Here is a 17,385-nt window from a genome sequence, read left to right as displayed (position 1 = left end):
TAACTCTCCTCTGTGGATCATGACATCAATAATATTGCACTGATGTTTTGAGGTTTAGATATGTTTAATATCACTCAAGCTAAATTGATTTTTTTTAGATAAAATTTTGTATAAAAATTATAAGGTAACAATGCAAAGGTATCAGGATTATGTCAAAGATCAAATACGACTTGATAAGAAGAGAATAATATTGCCGCAAGTGTAAAAGATACTCTACAGTTTTAGCTCTATATTGGAACGTAGTATATAAATTAGAGTTTTTTGATGTTTGCTAATTTTTACTTGCCCGCCAATTGTTTCTGCGCGTATTCAAATTTCAATCGATACTCAGTAATCTTATCTTGAAGTTCTGCGGTTTCATCGTTAAGACGTTGTTTCAATTCTGAATTTTCATCGCGGAGTTCTTTTAAGGTATTGCGAATCTGATCATCGCTAGAGTCTTGACGAGATTTCAATGTCGCATTTTTTTGCAGGTAGCTTGAAACTTTTTCTTGCTCGGCTGCCAATGCCGCTTCTAGTTTTGCAATTTCAGATGATTCATTCGTTGTTTGTTTTTTCAGTGTCTCTAGTTCTTTACCTAACTCAGCTTTGTCATTGTTAAGCTTTTCAATAATTTTGTCGGTATTACTTTGGTGAGTATCTAATTTATCTTTCTGCTCTTTAAGATCTAAATTAATTGCGCTGATTTGTTCATTAAGGCTGTTGGTTTTACTGTCGCTTTCACTTGCCAACTGTTTGATTTCCGCTTTGTGGGACTTATTCAGTTCGGACAATTCACTGTCATGCTGTTGGCGTATATTAATGAGCTGTTCGGTAGTCTTCTTATGATTGCTTTCTAACTCTGATAATTGTTCTTCTTTGCGTTCGACTTTATCTTTAAGTGCGCCGTTTTCAATCCAAGTCGACTTTTGTTTTTTCTCGCTTTGCGCCAGCTGTTTTTCAATATCATTCAGCTGTTGTTGCAAATCTTTTGTCGCCTGTTCAAGTTGCTGTTGATGTTGTTGCTCAATATCGGCAATTTGTTGTTGCTCGGCGTTAAGGTTTTGCAAATGATGATCAAGCTCAGTCTGTATCTTGTCTTTGCTCTTGGTTAAAGCACTAACCTCTTTGTTTAATGCCGCTACCTTTGATTCGGAATCTGTTTGTAGCTGCTCAATTGCTTTTTCATAAGCTGCTTTTTCTGATTCTAACTGTTGGCTGAGTATGTCACGTTCATTGGCTTGTGCTGTTAACTCAGTAATTTTTTCGTCAGTAGATTTTTGTTGTTCTTTGAGCGCTTTTTGTTGTGTTTTTTCGGCATCCTTAAGCTTTACTTCGGCAGCGGCCAATGTTGCTTGAATGGCTTCTAATTGTTCTTGTAATTGCGCTATGTCTGCAATGTGTGCAGTTTCACTATCTTGTAATTTTTGTTTTTCAGTTTCAATAGACTTCAGCGCTAAGGTATTAGCGTTGATGGTTTTATTCAGTTTTTCTATCTCTGACTTATATTGTTTGTCAACCTTGGCAGTTTCTTGATCTATGCGCTTAGCAGAGTTTTTATTTTCCACCGTTAACGCTTTGTTATCTTTCTCTAATTGCTTGATACTCTTGTTGAGCTCGGCTATTTCTGCTTTGTTCTTGTTAACTAATTCTTGAGACTTGGTTAGCTTGCCTTCAAGGCTTTTAAGGGCCTGTGAGCTTGAGCCAGAGGCTTGCTCATAGATCGATAAACGCTCTTTGTGTTGAGCAATGAGTCGCTCAGTTTCCGACTTGTGAGCGATATTTTTTTCAGCGATCTCGTTATTTAACTTACTGACACTTTGTTCGCTATCGTTAAATTTTGACTCTAGCTCAGTAAAGGTATCATTGAGGTCTTTGTGCGCCGTTTGTAGCTGTTCAAACTGATCTTGGTCACCGTTTAGGCTGGCTTTTAATTCTGCAATTTCAAGACTCGTGGTTTCTTGTAGCTGTTTGTGAGTTGTTTCGAGCTTAGTTAGCTTTTGCTCTACTTTCTTTAGTTCTTTTTTTAGTTCGGCGTTTTCTTGATTCAGAGGTTCAAGTTGTGACTGTAACAGGTTTCGGTTGTCTTTAACCAAACGAATTTCTTCGTTAAAGCTTTGCTCTTCTTTTAGCTTAACTTTTAAAATGGTACCAATGGTTTCGTGTTTTTCTTTTAGTTGCAGGTATTTAGTTTCATAGCGCAATAGCTTTTGATTAAGCTGCTCTATTTCGCTGTATTTGAGATTTACTGAATTGTGTTTTGATTGGCTTAATTTTTCATGAACTAGATTATATTTTTCATCCAATTCATTTTTTTGTTCAACAAGAGCTTTTTGTTTTTCTACCTCGGCTTGTTCACCTAACTTAGCGGCAAATTGCTTAAACTTATCCTCTAGTTGGATAAATATATCTCCAGCCAGTAATTGCAACTGCTCTTCCGTGTCGTTATCTAATACAGACTTGTCTGCCATAATAAGCTCTTGTTGTTTTTATATATCGTTATTATTACTACTAGCATTTAATCACGTTTGATAGGATTTACAAAATTTATCAAACTCTCACGGTGTCGAAAATTCAGTGTTTTAATGAAACAGCCGAAATAGTTTAATCAATCCCGCATCAAACCTAGATAAATGCTATTTCTTAAGCATAGCAAATACCATGATGATTTTTCACAAAATTTTAACATGTCGGAGTTGTTTTTACGGTTTTAGGCGTCAGAAAAAATAAAAGCGCCACAACAGGCGCTTTCTTTGGCATAAATTCATCGTTATATGATGAAGTTTATAAGACTTTAAATAGTGTATTTAAGCCTTTTTGGTTTGGTATTTTTTAATCATTAAAAATAGCTCATCTTTATGATTAAGACGTTGTTTCTTTAATGATTCCAAGTAATCATCCGATGTATTTTCTACACCTTCTTCAATGCGAATAACTTCATGATCAAGCTCATGATAAGCCTTAAATACTTTAGCAAAATGATTGTTGCTCATTTTTAGTTCATGGATTTCATCGTGATACTCAGGAAATTCGTGATGCAAATCGTGTTTTTGAATGTTCATAATTTTAATCCTTTGATATTGTTATTTAGTATTTAGTATTTAGTGTTCAGTTTGAGCGCAGCTAATACAGGTTTTGGCATAAGGCAATGCAGTTAGGCGCTGTTCGCCAATTTTATCTCCGCAGGTGCTGCAAATACCGTATTGTTCTGTTTGCAGTAATGCTAATGCTTGTTCAATCTTGTTTAGTTCTAAGCGAGTCTGTTCACAGATCTCGACTAAAACCTCATCGTTTTCTGATTCTGTGTTTTGTTCTGCGAAGTCTTGGCTGCGACCTTTTTGAAAGTCTTTCTCAATAGCGACTAAGCGCTTGGTGAGTTCAGCTTTTTTTTCGTTGAGGGTATTGGTTAGCTTTTCTACAATCATTGTCATACTCCTTATGACTGTAGATTAAACAATTGAATAAATATGATTTTGATCTAGCGCAATAAATGTAGTTGTTAACTATAAGTTAATCGATAACTACAAGTTAATGCGCTCTGAGTGAATTTTGAGTGCAAACTTAAGTATTTGAAAATACGCTATTGTTATAGAGAATTTTGAATGGCTTTTTGCGGAATAAAATTACCTTCGCGTTTAAAGTTAAACATTGGCAGGTAATCACTAAATTCAATTTGACTGTCTAGTTTATAAGATACTGTTTTTGTTGGTTTGCGAATGATTTCTTTAATCACTTTATAGCTGTTAAACCAATCCGCTTTGCCAATAAGCACAACTTCTTGAGAATCATTAGCACTTATAGATGGTAAATTTTTATTCTTACCAGCTAATAACGGTTCAGAATTTACCAGCAATTTATAATTCAACTGACTAATATCAAGATCAAAGCTATTTGGATTTGTAACATTTAGGGTGATCTTAAACGCTGGGTTTACGCCTTTAAGTGGCAACATTTCAATACCAACAACTTCTACATCTGGCTCTTTAACATCAGGCATCACTTGTGCACATGCGCTAATCATAAGCACTGAGAAAACAAACATTAGAGCACGTAAAGGAGAAGGTGTTGTCATTTTATGATCCTTAAAAAGCAATATTAGATTACGATAGCGTCTCCTAGCATTATCTATTTTGACGTATATGGCTAGTAAATTTATTCGCTATTGAGTTTTGGCTGGCAGTTATTCTGATTCGGAATTTATGCGATGTTTGTTCTTAATATAAAGCTGCTCAACTTTTTCTCGCGCCCAAGGTGTTTTGCGCAAAAACTTCAAACTCGAGTTAATGCTAGGGTTATCAGTAAAGCAACGAATTTTGATCAGCGCACCTAATTCTTTAAACCCAAAATAGGCTTCTAAGTCTGTTACGATCGTTTTTAAGGTTACACCATGGAGAGGATTATAAGGTTGGTTATCCATTGATTATTGCTTCTTACTTTGTTGCCAAGATAAGATAAATAATACCAAAAAACCGGGGTCAGAGTCAGATTAATTCCTTATAAAAATAAAATTAATCTGACTCTGACCCCAGTTTAAATGCGCGAGCATTATTTTTCAGGTATCAGTTAGCTTTCTAAAAAAGCGGCTAAATCGTCACTACCACCGATATGCTGGTTATCAATAAATACTTGCGGGACAGTTTCACGACCAGTAATTGCTTTAAGTGACGTTAAACTTGCACCACTACCTAAAACGATTTCTTCGTAGTCATAGCCATTTGCAGTTAATAACTCTTTTGCTTTTATACAAAATGGACAACCAGGTTTGGTGAAGATACTTACTGATTGTGGTTTTTTCGCTGTTGGATTGATGTACTCCAACATTGTGTCTGCATCAGAAACTTCAAACGGGTCGCCCGGAACATTTGGTTCAATAAACATTTTCTCAACAACACCGTCTTTAACTAGCATTGAATATCTCCAGCTACGTTTGCCAAAACCGATGTCGCTTTTGTCTACAAGCATGCCCATACCTTCACTGAACTGGCCGTTGCCATCAGGAATTAGGGTAACGTTGTCTGATTCTTGATCAGCCGCCCAAGCATTCATAACAAAGGTATCGTTTACTGAAACACAAACAATTTCATCAACGCCATTTTCTTTAAATGTTTTTGCTAACTCGTTGTAGCGAGGCAAATGCGTAGATGAACACGTCGGTGTGAACGCGCCTGGTAATGAGAATAAAACAACGGTTTTACCTTTAAATAATTCATCAGTAGAAACGTTTTTCCATTCGTTGTTTTGACGGGTTGGGAATACAACGCTAGGTACGTTTTGACCTTCTTTATTATCTAACATATCTGTCTCCTAAATATTATGGTTACGCTGCAAGGCAACGTTTAATGTCTAACTAATTTCGATGGGTTAATTATGGAACAGTTTTTAAATTTAATAAATTGATTTAAATTGATTCAATTAATCTAAAAAACAAATTAAGAGTTTTTCCTAAAATGCAACTCTAACAATTTTTTACCATTCACTACTTTTTATATACGAAAAAACGTATATAATGAAATCCATATATACTTGCCATGTGAAGAGATGCAAATGAATAGTGTTCAGTTTTTTAAAGCATTAGCCGATGAAACTCGGTTAGCAATATTACTAATGATAGTTCATGAACAAGAGTTATGTGTTTGTGAATTAGTGCAAGCTCTTGGTGATAGCCAACCTAAGATCTCTCGCCATTTAGCTTTGCTTAAAAAAGCAGGGTTGTTAAGTGATCGAAAAACCAAGCAATGGGTCTATTACCGACTCAGTGACAATTTAGCCGAGTGGCAGGCGCAAATTATCCAATCTACGCTCAGTAATAATTTAGAGAGTGTAGAGCTTAAATTAACCAATATGACTGATAGACCAGCAATGTGCTGTTAGGAGAAATGATGACACATCCATTTGATAAACTGAGCCTAGAAAACGGCGCAGGAATAATTTTTACCCCATGCCCAGGTACCAAAGACACCAGTATAAGTGACGCGTTAGCAACCTTGAAATCTCAAGATATGACGATGATATTAACCTTATTACCCGATCAAGAATTACAAAAACTATCGGTAATGGAAATTGCAGATGAGTGTTCTAAACTAAATATAATTTGGCGACAGCTGCCTATTATCGACGATCAAGGTCCTACTGCTGATTTTGAACAGAATTGGCAGAGTTATAAAGATGAGATTGTTCAATTATTAGCGAACGGCGGCACTATCGCGGTTCATTGTAAAGGTGGCACCGGACGGACAGGTTTGGTTATCGCCTTGATTCTAACGGAACTTGATTATTCTTTTGAGCAAATTTTAGAAATGGTACAAGCGATCCGGCCAAAGGCGTTACGCAACGAGCAGCAACTTAATTATTTTAAACACTATTACGCTAAGCGCTAGCCGCTAGACGTAAGACAGCAAATTAGACTCAACACGTATTAAATTAAATAGAATTAGGTAAAAACGATGACTATTAAAATCGGTATTAACGGCTTTGGTCGTATGGGACGATTATCAATGCGCGCGGCATTTGATTGGCAGGACGTAGAAATTGTCCATATTAATGACCCTGCAGGTGATGCAAAAACGTTAGGGCATTTATTAAAGTTTGACTCAGTTCACGGAATTTGGCACCACGATGTAGATGCCGAAGGCGAAGAGATTGTGATCAATGGCAAAACAATAACCTGTAGTACTAATCGTGCTATTAGTGATACGGACTGGTCCGGTTGTGATGTGGTTATCGAAGCTAGTGGCGTCCTGAAAAAGAAATCATTATTAGAGGCTTATTTAGAACAAGGCGTGAAGCGAGTCGTTGTTACGGCACCAGTGAAAGAAGAAGGTGTGTTAAATGTTGTGATGGGTGTCAATGAACATCTTTATGATAAAAGCATCCACCCTATTGTTACAGCAGCGTCTTGTACCACTAATTGCTTAGCGCCTATTGTAAAAGTCATTCACGAAAATATTGGCATAGAGCACGGTTCAATGACCACGATTCATGATATTACCAATACCCAAACAATATTAGATGCGCCACATAAAGACTTACGTCGCGCACGAGCGTGTGGCATGAGTTTGATCCCAACCACAACCGGATCAGCAACAGCAATTACCCATATATTCCCAGAACTAAAAGGCAAGTTAAACGGCCATGCTGTGCGAGTGCCTTTGGCAAATGCTTCGATTACAGATTGCGTATTTGAATTAAAGCGAAGTGTTAGCGAGCAAGAAATTAATGCTTTATTTAAACAAGCCGCGACAGGTGAGTTAAAAGATATTCTAGGCTATGAAGAGCGACCGCTAGTATCAATTGATTATAAAACCGATCCACGCTCGACCATCATAGATGCATTATCAACGATGGTGATTAATGGCACGCAACTTAAATTATATGCTTGGTATGACAACGAATGGGGTTACGCAAATCGTACCGCCGAATTGGCACGTAAAGTTGGCTTGGCCGATTTAGTATAGATGAATCGGCTTAAACGATTTTGCGCAGAAATATGCAGTAGCAATGTGACCTTATGAATATGACCTTTATAAAAGACTTACCGCAGCAGGTAAAACAGTATTTGATTATCACTGGTAATTATTGGGCGTTTACCTTAACCGATGGCGCGCTAAGAATGCTTGTGGTGCTGTATTTCCATCAACTTGGTTACAGCCCGTTAAGCATCGCCATGCTGTTTGTTTTTTATGAAGTATTTGGTGTTATTACTAACCTAATTGGCGGTTGGCTAGGAGCAAGGCTAGGTTTGAATAAAACCATGAACATAGGCCTTGGCATGCAAATATTGGCGTTGGCAATGCTAGCGGTGCCGGCGGATATGTTAGCGATTTGGTACGTTATGGTCGCGCAAGCATTATCGGGGATCGCCAAAGATCTCAATAAAATGAGCGCAAAAAGCTCAATTAAGCTATTGCTACCTAAAGATGCCGAAGGTGCGCTATACAAATGGGTGGCAATTCTTACCGGCTCTAAAAATGCGTTAAAAGGTGTCGGCTTTTTCTTAGGTGGTGTTTTACTTACTTGGCTGCAATTTCAAGGTGCCATTATTGCTATGGCGGGCATGTTATTCGTAGTTTGGCTGTTTAGTTTATTTGCCTTAAAACAAGATTTAGGTAAGGCCAAAAGTAAACCTAAATTTAGCGAAATATTTTCTAAAAGCGCTGCGATAAACTATTTATCCGCCGCTCGCATGTTTTTATTTGGTGCTCGCGATGTATGGTTTGTGATTGCTCTGCCGGTTTACCTTGCTGCTACATTTGCTTGGGATCGCTGGTGGGTCGGGGCATTTATGGCAACCTGGGTTATTGGCTATGGCATGGTTCAGTCATTTGCCCCTAGCTTTACCGGTAAAAAACAAGGCAAAGTGCCAACCGGAGAGGCGGCACTGAAATGGGCAAGCTATCTAGCCATTATTCCCGCTTTAATCGCCTTAGCACTACATTTTGATTTTCAGGTCAAAATAGCAATCATCGCCGGCTTATTAATATTCGGGGCAATTTTCGCCATAAACTCGTCGCTACACAGTTATTTGATTGTCAGCTATGCTGACGGCGATGGCGTATCGTTAGATGTTGGTTTTTATTATATGGCCAATGCAATGGGACGATTAATCGGTACTGTGCTTTCTGGTTGGATATTCCAGTTATATGGCTTAGGCGCTTGTTTGTGGGTTTCGTCGGCGTTTATAGTGTTAGCGGCAATATTGTCTATTAGGTTGCCAAAAGCTTAAGCGAGCATCGTTGGCAGTATAAAGTCAGCGGTTTAAAACTGACAATTATTGTGTCGCTATGCCATTAAAAAATATGTGGAAGTATTCATTCGATGAATCTTTAAGTTCATCTTTACTCATTGCTGAGGCCATATCAGGTATTGCTTCAATGGCACCGGCGATAATATTCTCGGCAACCATACGGTCGACATTTTTAATGCTTTTATCGTCTATTCCAAGTTGAATTACTTTACCAAATATCACTCGAGTTTCTTTAAAGGCTTGCTCTATCTGTTTACGTCTTTCTAGGTCAAAAGACCACATTGTGGCATAACGAATTAATGGCCCTTGGTCGCCTACTTGAATATTAAATAACTTTTGAGCTGCAAAAGCTAATTTATTAATACCTGTAGACGATATTTTAAGAGATTCTTCTAACACTTTATTTTCAATATTCAGCGTTCGTTCAAAGCATTTAACCAGTAAATCATCTTTATTCTTAATGTGATAATAAAATGCACCTTTAGTGACACCTAAAGAGCTCGCTAACTCATCAAGAGATGTTCCCTTGAAGCCCTTTTGGTTAAAGAATATTGAGCCTACTCGAAAAAATGCTTCTTGTTTTTTCCGGTTTTGTTGTTGGCGATTAAACCCTTCCGGAGCCGTTTGTATTTGTTCATGCGCAAATGGTTGAAATTCAAATTGTTGTGACTGATTATTCAAACCGTATCGAATAACAGAAATTAGCTGATTAAATGCTTCTTCTCTAGCTTCTGGTTTTACTGCGTTTAACCATATTGGTAGCCAAAAAATTGTGCCCCAGATAGCATTCGAAGTTTTTACCTGAGAAACGTTTTGCATACTGCCATCAGTCTGACCTTCTTCGATAATGTTAATGACTTGGATAACGAAGTGACGGTAGTACTCGGAGATTTCTTTTTGATGATTTTCAGACAGTGATGCAATTTCCGTTAAACCTGCCAAATGACCACGATTACCATCGACAATATCATTCCAACAATCAAAATTAAGACGTATTAGCTTTTCTAATTTATCGAGTGCACTACCTTCAAGCGCAAGAGCAGATTCCACCATTGATTGCATTTCTATACAGGTGTTTAAGTAACATTGGTGAACCAGTTCTTCTTTAGTCTTGACGTAATAATAAAGACTGGTTTTGGTCAATTTGAGCTTGTCAGCTATCTGTGTCAGCGTTGTTCCGCGGGTACCATAAATATTAAATAGCTCAGATGCAGCAGATAAAATAGTTTTATATTTATTATCGTGTTGATTGGTTTTGCTAAATGGAGAACTAATTTTATTTTTTTTATTTGCAGGCATTTTGCTTATACATTAGGTTATTCAAAAATTATACCGAAAGGTCAATTCCATTCTATGTTATCCAACAAATTTGTTCAACCAATCTATTTTTAGAATAATAAGACTCTATTAAATATCAGTTTTTATGACTTCCATTGAAAGTGAATAAGTGGAATTTGACCTTTTAATAGCCGATTTATTGTCACATTATATTCGAAAATACTTGAAGGTATTTAAAACATACTGTAAGTTCAAATTAGTGAATTAATACCAACATGCTTTAAGGCTTTGATAGAAGACTCAGTTTATCGCTTTAAAGGAGTTGCTGACAGGACGAAATATGGGCTTGCAAAATCAAGACATAACAATTGAATTGGTGACCGCCGATAAGGTCGTGGATGAAATAAACGTCATTACCGCGGCAGGAGGTAGCTTCGAAGTTACCAACAAAACTAGAAACAATATTGAATACACCGCATTTTCGAATCTACCAATAAATCTTGGTGCTATGTATCAAGCCGCTGCAACGGCGCACGGTGATAAAGAGTTCCTAGTATTTAATGAGGAAAGGCACAGTTATAGTTCATTGCTTAAACGCGCGAACGCTTTTGCTTATGTTTTGCAATCTGAATATTCAGTACAAAAAGGTGACAAAGTCGCCATCGCAATGCGTAACTACCCAGAGTGGATCGTCGCTTTTATGGGTATTACCATGTTAGGTGCTGTTGCAGTACCGCTAAATGCCTGGCTACAAGAATCGGAGTTCGTTCAAGTAATTGAGCATAGTCAATCGGTATTATTAATTACTGATGATAAACGTTTTTCGCTGCTCGATAGTTGGTTACAACAGCAAAATTTCCCCTGCATTATTGCCCGTCCATCTCAAAGCCAACCTAAGAATTACGACTTTAATTCAATGTTAGTGCCATTTTTAGAATGTGAACTCATTGATTCAAGTGTCGCAAGTGATGACGTTGCGACTATCTTTTACACTTCAGGTTCTACGGGGGTGCCTAAAGGAGCAGTATCAACTCATGAAAGCATTTTAACTGCGATAAATACCTGGTTAATGTTAGGTACTGCCGCCGCGGTGGCAAATGGTCCTGCGACGACTTCCTCAGCTAGCTCTGCACCGGCGTTTGAGGCGGCTGCGTTAATGACAGTGCCATTGTTTCACGTTACTGGTTGTCATACCCTATTTTTGTTGTCGATGATATCCGGTAGAAAAACCGTGATGATGCCCTATTGGGATGCTGAACTCGCACTGAAATTGATCGAACAAGAGCGCATTACTTATTTTAACGGTGTGCCTACTATGTCAATGGAATTGATGGAGCATCCTGATAAAGACAATTATGACTTATCTTCACTCAGTGATGTTTGTGCTGGCGGCGCGGCAAGGCCACCAGAGCATGTACGCAAAATTTATAACGCTTTTGATAATGGCAATCCGAGTTGTGGATACGGCCTTACTGAAACCAATGCTCTAGGTGCGGTCAATGGACCAGCAGATTATGTAAAGAAACCTAGCAGTGCAGGCTTACCAACGCCACCAGTGGTTGATGTAAAAATTGTCAGTGAAGATGATCAATATTTATCGGTCGGTGAAGTTGGCGAAATCGCAATCAAATCAATTTCTAATATCGTCGAATATTGGCAAGAGCCAGAAATAACCAAAGCCGCGTTTATCGACGGCTACTTTCGTACCGGTGATCTTGGCTACTTAGATGAAGATGGTTTTATATTTATCGTGGATAGAGCTAAAGACATTATTATTCGCGGTGGCGAGAACATTTCTTGTCTGGAAGTCGAATCTGCCTTGTATAAACACCCGCAAATTATCGAAGCGTCAGCCTTTTCTATTTTTGACCAACGACTTGGAGAAGTTGTTGGTGCTGCAGTGACTGTTTCAGAGTCTTCAAGTTTAGATACAGAGCAACTTAAAGAATTTGTTGCCCAGCACTTAGCACAATTTAAAGTACCAGAAGCTATTTGGTTTCATCAACAGAAGTTACCGAAATTGGGATCTGGAAAAATTAACAAACGAGCCCTAAAGGCTTTATACGACCGCTAATTTTATTGGCAAACAAACTTACCATTAGGCAAAACTTATGACCATTAATATTAACGCTCGTGACCTACAACAATATGTGGGTACAGAAACTGGTGTATCGCGTTGGTTCACAATTACCCAACAACAAATCAATCAATTTGGTGAAGCGACTCACGATCAGCAATACATTCATTGTGATCCTGATAAAGCAAAGTCTTCACCATTTGGCGGCACAATTGCCCATGGTTTTCTTTCGTTGTCACTTTTCTCTGCGATTGCCTACGATGCCGCAATAAATTTAGAAAATACCGTGATGGGTCTTAATTATGGCTTTGAAAAAATACGTTTTTTACAGCCAGTTAAGGTAGATAGTCAAGTTCGCGGACGCATGATATTAGCCGATGTGATTGAAAAGCGCCCAGGACAGTTTTTATATACGTGGGATGTCACCGTGGAGATAGACGGTGAACAAAAACCAGCGTTAACTGCACAATGGTTAACAATGACAATTGTTGGTGAATAAATTAAACGTCAACAACATTCCAATAATAGTTTCGTACAAATCGTTATGTACAAATACAAATACAAATTCAATTTAAAAAGAGGTTTTTATGTCAGTAAGATATGACGGTCAAGTGGCCATAGTTACAGGTTCAGGCGCAGGTTTAGGTCGTTCTCACGCATTAGCTTTAGCAGCGCGTGGCGCAAAAGTTGTGGTTAATGACTTAGCTGCAAGAGATGGCTCAATGTCTGCTGGTGCGCTTTCTGTGGTTGCCGAAATTGAAGCGGCAGGCGGTGAAGCTATCGCCAATGGTGCAAATGTTGCCGATATGGCGCAAGTGCAAACTATGGTTGAGCAGGTCATGGAAAAATGGGGACGCATTGATATTTTAGTGAATAATGCTGGTATTTTACGTGATAAATCATTTGCTAATATGCCAATTGAAGATTTCCAATTAGTCGTAGATGTGCATTTAATCGGCTCAGTGAATTGTACCAAAGCTGTTTGGGATATCATGAAAGCACAAAAATATGGTCGCATTGCCATGACTACATCATCTTCTGGCCTTTACGGTAACTTTGGTCAAGCAAATTACGGTGCAGCGAAAATGGCGGTTGTAGGCTTTATGAATACGCTTTGCATTGAAGGTGAAAAATACGGCATTAAAGTAAATTGCCTATCACCAACAGCTCGTACTGCAATGACTGAAGATCTTATTGAAGACAAACGTGTACTTGAAATGATGACCGTTGAATCAGTTACCACAGGTTTACTGGCATTAGTGGCAGAAGATTCACCAAACCGCTCGATTCTTGGTTGTGGTGCTGGCGGTTATGCCCGTGCTGTCATTAAAGAAACCGATGGTATTTATTTAACTCCTGAGCAACAAACACCTGAAAATATCCTTGCTAATTGGAGTGACATTGAAGAGGAGAGCAATGCCGTTGAATTGAAAGCGGGTTGGATGCAAACAAATAAATACGTTGGCAAAGCAGCAGCTTCGCTTGGTGTAGATCTAAGCTCGAAATAATTGAGTTTAGATAAATAAGGAATCTATCAAAATGAGAAATGCAGTAATCGTATCAACAGCTCGTACACCAATTGGTAAAGCTTACCGTGGTGCTTTTAATATGACATCGGCGCCAACATTAGGTGGGCATGCGATAGAGCATGCGGTAGCTCGAGCAGGGATTGAAGGTGCAGAAGTAGAAGATGTGATCATGGGCTGTGCAATGCAACAAGGCACAGCATCAATGAACATCGGTCGTCAAGCAGCGTTAGCTGGTGGATTGCCAGTAACGGTTAGTGGCATGTCACTCGATCGTCAATGTTCGTCTGGTTTAATGTCGATAGCGACGGCTGCGAAACAAATTATTTGTGATGGTATGGATATTACTATCGGCGCCGGATTAGAATCTATTTCACTGGTTCAAAATGAACATATGAATATGCATATGGCGGTTGATAAAAAGCTAGTCGGTATGCACCAAGATATCTATATGCCGATGTTACAAACGGCTGAGTTAGTCGCAAGTAAGTATGGTGTTAGTAAAGAACGTCAGGATGAATATGGCTTGTTAAGTCAAAATCGCACAGCGGCAGCGGCCGCTGCAGGTCATTATGACGCTGAAATTGTTCCGATGACAACGACCAAAGCTGTTATGGATAAAGAAACTAAAGAAGTTTCTTACCATGAAGTAACTTTGTCCGGTGACGAGGGGATTCGAGCAACTACGGCAGAAAGTCTAGCGGGACTTAGAACGGTCATTGAAGGTGGTTGTATTACTGCCGGTAATGCCAGCCAGCTATCTGACGGCGCTTCAGCATCAGTGCTAATGGAAGAGAAGTTAGCTGAACAAAAAGGCCTACAACCATTAGGTCGATATATGGGAATTGCGGTGGCAGGTTGTGAGCCAAATGAGATGGGCATTGGTCCTATTTATGCGGTGCCAAAACTACTTAAGCAACATGGTTTAACAGTTGATGATATTGGATTATTTGAGCTTAATGAAGCGTTTGCTGTACAAGTACTTTATTGTGCTGATATTTTAAAAATCCCGATGGAAAAGCTTAATGTTAATGGTGGTGCAATCTCTATTGGTCATCCTTACGGTATGAGCGGTGCACGAATGGTCGGTCATGCACTGATTGAAGGTAAACGTCGCGGTGTTAAATACGTTGTTGTCACTATGTGTGTCGGCGGTGGTATGGGGGCAGCAGGTTTATTTGAAGTTCTTTAAGTTCGGTAAATAATGGATTAAGTGCCACTTATTTCATTATTAAAAAGCTCCCCAAGCCTAGGCTCTTTTCTCGATGAGAAAGGGGACTGGGCTTGTTTACTTTAAAATGATTACGGAGACAAATATGCAGAAAAATAAATATATTAGAGCTGTTATATGGCTTAGTTTAGTGTTTACTTTTAACTGGTCTGCGGTAGCGAAAGATCCATTGCCATCATGGAATGACGGAGTTAGTAAACAAACAATCATTAACTTTGTTGAACGTGTTACCGACCCTGAAAATCCGGATTTTGTGGCTAAAGGTGATCGCATTGCAACGTTTGATAATGACGGTACATTGTGGGCAGAGCAACCTTTATACGCACAGCTTATGTTTGCCATAGAGCGTATCCATGTGCTTGCGGAAAAATACCCTGAATGGAAAACCAAGCAACCTTTCTCTTTGATATTAAAGGGAGATATTAAAGGGGCTCTTAGTGCTGGTGACGATGCTGTAATGGATATTGTCATGGCAGCGAATGCTGGCATGACTAATGAACAATACACTGAAATTGTGAAAGAGTGGATGGGTCGTGCGACACATCCGGTAAGCAAAAAAAAGTTTAGTGAGATGATATATCAACCAATGTTGGAGTTGATTAACTACTTAAAAGTAAATGACTTTAAAAATTACATTGTATCTGGTGGAGGCATTGAGTTTATTAGGGCCTGGTCAGATCTTGTCTACGGCATCCCCGCAGAGCAAATCGTCGGCACAATTATGGTAACTAAGTACGAAGAAGTTGATGGTAAGAGAGTCATTGTTCGTTACCCAGAAATGAGCTTTTATAACAATAAACACAATAAAGTTATTGGCATAAGCAATCATATTGGCAAACGCCCAATTGCTGCTTTTGGTAATTCAGATGGCGATATTCAGATGCTGCAATATACAACTTCCGGTCAAGGCGCTCGTTTAGGTATGATTATTCATCATACCGATGAAAAACGAGAGTGGGCATACGATCGAAAGTCAAAAATCGGCCATTTAAGTAAAGGTTTAGATATGGCCAAGGAGCTTGGTTGGACAGTAGTAGATATGAAAAATGAATGGAAAAGCATTTACCCCAATAGCAATTAATAACCTAAAGCAGGTTTAAATTAGAATTATTGCAGCCTGTATGGCATTTTAAAGCGGGCTGCGAAACTTTATTTAAGTCACTTAAACAAAAGTCACTTAAATAAAGTCACCGTATTCACCAAATCCGCTAGCAGCAATAACACCGCCGTCGAGTACTAAGGTATGTCCCGTCATCCAATTTGATGCTTTTGACGACAAATAAATAACCGCACCACAGATGTCATCTTTATTGCCTAATCGACCTTTGGGTACCATATTTTTGACGAATGTTTGTTGGTCTTTATTTTCAATCGAATATTCAGTCATTTTGCTAAGAAAAAATCCTGGTGCAATTGCATTGATATTAATATTTTTATCAACTAGATCCGCTGCTAAATGCCGGGTTAATTGTACAACTGCCGCTTTGCTCGCAGCATAAGAATAATTTGTCATTCTTGGATTGTTGAATGCATTTATTGAAGCTATGTTGATTACTCTAGCGGGCTCTTCTGCAGTTGCTGACTCAGCCAAGACATCAAGTAATTGTTGAGTCACAAAAAACGGTGCCTTTGCATTAAGGTTCATTACTTTATCCCAACCAACTTCCGGAAATTCAGAGTATTGCGCACCCCAAGTAGCGCCGGCATTATTAATTAAGATATCAATTTTCTTCTCTTTCGTTTTAATCGCTTCAACAAACGTCATTATGCCTTGCATTGTCGACAAATCGGCATGAATTGGAAGACATAATTGCTTACCTGCCAACTCGTTAAGTTCGTTAGCTGTAGCCTCAAGTTCGGTTTGATTACGAGCCGTAATGTAGACCTTACAACCTTGTTCTACTAGACCTTGACTGATCATTTTTCCGATACCACGAGAGCCGCCTGTAACTATGGCTACTTTGTTATCGATAGAAAATAAGTGATTCATTGGTCTACTCTCGTGTTAGTTATCGTTGAATTTAGTTGCTTTTGAATTTTGTTTGGCCCACTGGGTCAGGATTGGTGTTAGCTTTTCATTCAACATCGTATAAGCTTGTTCGGTTAAATGAAGGCCGTCTTCTACAAACCATTTATCGTCATTATCGATAAAGTCATTAAAATCAAAATAGTCATATTTATAATGACAATAGTTCGCTATTTGTTGGTTAATATCGTTAATGATTTGCAATTGCTTGGCTTGAGATTTTTGTGGGCACAACATAATCGAAAAGTATCCCAATCGAGCATTTGGAAAATGTTCGGCGAGCTTATCGAGCAGTGTGCAAACGTTACCGATAATTTGCGTTGCTGATTTATCAAAGATAAGGTCGTTACTGCCACAGTAAACAAGAATGTGGTTTGACGCTGGTAAATTGGTTAAATCATAATTTAACCAATCTTCAGACTGAGTGCTTCGAACGGCACAATTTGAAATCCTTAATTGGCCCCACTTGGGTTGTCCCCAAAACTCAAATATACTGCTACCAATCATCGTGATGTCGAACATATT

General features: G+C 38.6%; 17 protein-coding genes and 1 pseudogene. 9 read left to right on the top strand and 9 right to left on the bottom strand.

What is annotated here, in order from left to right:
• Positions 1-278 precede the first annotated feature (278 nt).
• The 6 genes and pseudogenes from LT090_RS15880 to LT090_RS15855 all read right to left on the bottom strand — a co-directional run bounded on the left by LT090_RS15880 (position 279) and on the right by LT090_RS15855 (position 5,274).
• Positions 279-2,450 (bottom strand): coiled-coil domain-containing protein, encoded by a 2,172-nt coding sequence (locus LT090_RS15880; RefSeq protein WP_068544509.1) that lies wholly within the window; start codon positions 2,448-2,450, stop codon positions 279-281.
• Positions 2,451-2,786: 336 nt separating this feature from the next.
• Positions 2,787-3,041, bottom strand: coding sequence for a YdcH family protein (locus tag LT090_RS15875; RefSeq protein WP_068544508.1), 255 nt, complete (start codon positions 3,039-3,041; stop codon positions 2,787-2,789).
• Positions 3,042-3,080: 39 nt separating this feature from the next.
• Positions 3,081-3,404 (bottom strand): TraR/DksA family transcriptional regulator, encoded by a 324-nt coding sequence (locus tag LT090_RS15870; RefSeq protein WP_068544507.1) that lies wholly within the window; start codon positions 3,402-3,404, stop codon positions 3,081-3,083.
• A gap of 161 nt (positions 3,405-3,565) precedes the next feature.
• On the bottom strand, positions 3,566-4,051 hold the full coding sequence (locus LT090_RS15865; protein WP_068544506.1) for an LEA/WHy family protein: 486 nt from the start codon (positions 4,049-4,051) through the stop codon (positions 3,566-3,568).
• Positions 4,052-4,168: 117 nt separating this feature from the next.
• A pseudogene (locus LT090_RS15860) lies at positions 4,169-4,396 on the bottom strand (VF530 family protein); the annotation flags it as partial.
• Between the two features lie 146 nt (positions 4,397-4,542).
• Positions 4,543-5,274, bottom strand: coding sequence for a glutathione peroxidase (locus tag LT090_RS15855; protein WP_068544504.1), 732 nt, complete (start codon positions 5,272-5,274; stop codon positions 4,543-4,545).
• Between the two features lie 249 nt (positions 5,275-5,523).
• Between LT090_RS15855 and LT090_RS15850 the strand changes: the two genes are divergently transcribed.
• The 4 genes from LT090_RS15850 (at position 5,524) to arsJ (ending at position 8,701) form a co-directional block, all read left to right on the top strand.
• A complete protein-coding gene (locus LT090_RS15850; protein ID WP_068544586.1) occupies positions 5,524-5,850 on the top strand; it encodes a metalloregulator ArsR/SmtB family transcription factor in 327 nt (108 codons plus the stop codon).
• Positions 5,851-5,855: 5 nt separating this feature from the next.
• Complete coding sequence (locus LT090_RS15845; RefSeq protein ID WP_068544503.1) at positions 5,856-6,356, top strand: phosphatase domain-containing putative toxin; 501 nt, start codon at positions 5,856-5,858, stop codon at positions 6,354-6,356.
• Positions 6,357-6,422: 66 nt separating this feature from the next.
• Positions 6,423-7,433: an ArsJ-associated glyceraldehyde-3-phosphate dehydrogenase gene (locus LT090_RS15840; protein ID WP_068544502.1), complete on the top strand. Its 1,011-nt coding sequence runs from the start codon at positions 6,423-6,425 to the stop codon at positions 7,431-7,433.
• 59 nt (positions 7,434-7,492) lie between these two features.
• Complete coding sequence (arsJ, locus tag LT090_RS15835) at positions 7,493-8,701, top strand: organoarsenical effux MFS transporter ArsJ (protein WP_068544584.1); 1,209 nt, start codon at positions 7,493-7,495, stop codon at positions 8,699-8,701.
• A gap of 45 nt (positions 8,702-8,746) precedes the next feature.
• Here arsJ and LT090_RS15830 read toward each other — a convergent pair whose 3' ends face one another.
• Positions 8,747-10,021, bottom strand: coding sequence for a TetR/AcrR family transcriptional regulator (locus tag LT090_RS15830; protein ID WP_068544501.1), 1,275 nt, complete (start codon positions 10,019-10,021; stop codon positions 8,747-8,749).
• 319 nt (positions 10,022-10,340) lie between these two features.
• On the opposite strand from LT090_RS15830, the gene LT090_RS15825 reads away from it, so the two are divergent.
• The 5 genes from LT090_RS15825 to LT090_RS15805 all read left to right on the top strand — a co-directional run bounded on the left by LT090_RS15825 (position 10,341) and on the right by LT090_RS15805 (position 15,915).
• Positions 10,341-12,074, top strand: a complete 1,734-nt coding sequence (locus LT090_RS15825; protein WP_068544500.1) for a class I adenylate-forming enzyme family protein — start codon at positions 10,341-10,343, stop codon at positions 12,072-12,074.
• Positions 12,075-12,111: 37 nt separating this feature from the next.
• Positions 12,112-12,576: a MaoC family dehydratase gene (locus tag LT090_RS15820; protein ID WP_068544499.1), complete on the top strand. Its 465-nt coding sequence runs from the start codon at positions 12,112-12,114 to the stop codon at positions 12,574-12,576.
• Positions 12,577-12,664: 88 nt separating this feature from the next.
• Positions 12,665-13,585: an SDR family NAD(P)-dependent oxidoreductase gene (locus tag LT090_RS15815; RefSeq protein ID WP_068544498.1), complete on the top strand. Its 921-nt coding sequence runs from the start codon at positions 12,665-12,667 to the stop codon at positions 13,583-13,585.
• 31 nt (positions 13,586-13,616) lie between these two features.
• Positions 13,617-14,795, top strand: coding sequence for an acetyl-CoA C-acyltransferase (locus LT090_RS15810; protein WP_068544497.1), 1,179 nt, complete (start codon positions 13,617-13,619; stop codon positions 14,793-14,795).
• A 124-nt stretch (positions 14,796-14,919) separates the two neighbouring features.
• The gene (locus LT090_RS15805) at positions 14,920-15,915 is read left to right on the top strand and encodes an HAD family hydrolase (RefSeq protein ID WP_068544496.1); all 996 of its coding nucleotides are present in this window, start codon (positions 14,920-14,922) and stop codon (positions 15,913-15,915) included.
• A gap of 96 nt (positions 15,916-16,011) precedes the next feature.
• On the opposite strand, the gene LT090_RS15800 is transcribed toward LT090_RS15805, so the two are convergent.
• Together LT090_RS15800 and LT090_RS15795 are read right to left on the bottom strand one after the other, a co-directional pair.
• The gene (locus tag LT090_RS15800) at positions 16,012-16,824 is read right to left on the bottom strand and encodes an SDR family NAD(P)-dependent oxidoreductase (RefSeq protein WP_068544495.1); all 813 of its coding nucleotides are present in this window, start codon (positions 16,822-16,824) and stop codon (positions 16,012-16,014) included.
• A gap of 15 nt (positions 16,825-16,839) precedes the next feature.
• The gene (locus tag LT090_RS15795) at positions 16,840-17,382 is read right to left on the bottom strand and encodes a GDSL-type esterase/lipase family protein (protein ID WP_226996498.1); all 543 of its coding nucleotides are present in this window, start codon (positions 17,380-17,382) and stop codon (positions 16,840-16,842) included.
• Positions 17,383-17,385 lie beyond the last annotated feature (3 nt).

The organism is Thalassotalea crassostreae, from assembly GCF_001831495.1.
In the GTDB taxonomy this organism is placed as follows: domain Bacteria; phylum Pseudomonadota; class Gammaproteobacteria; order Enterobacterales; family Alteromonadaceae; genus Thalassotalea_A; species Thalassotalea_A crassostreae.
Note: the sequence above shows the minus strand (reverse complement) of the source record. Positions and strands in the feature narration are given on the sequence as shown.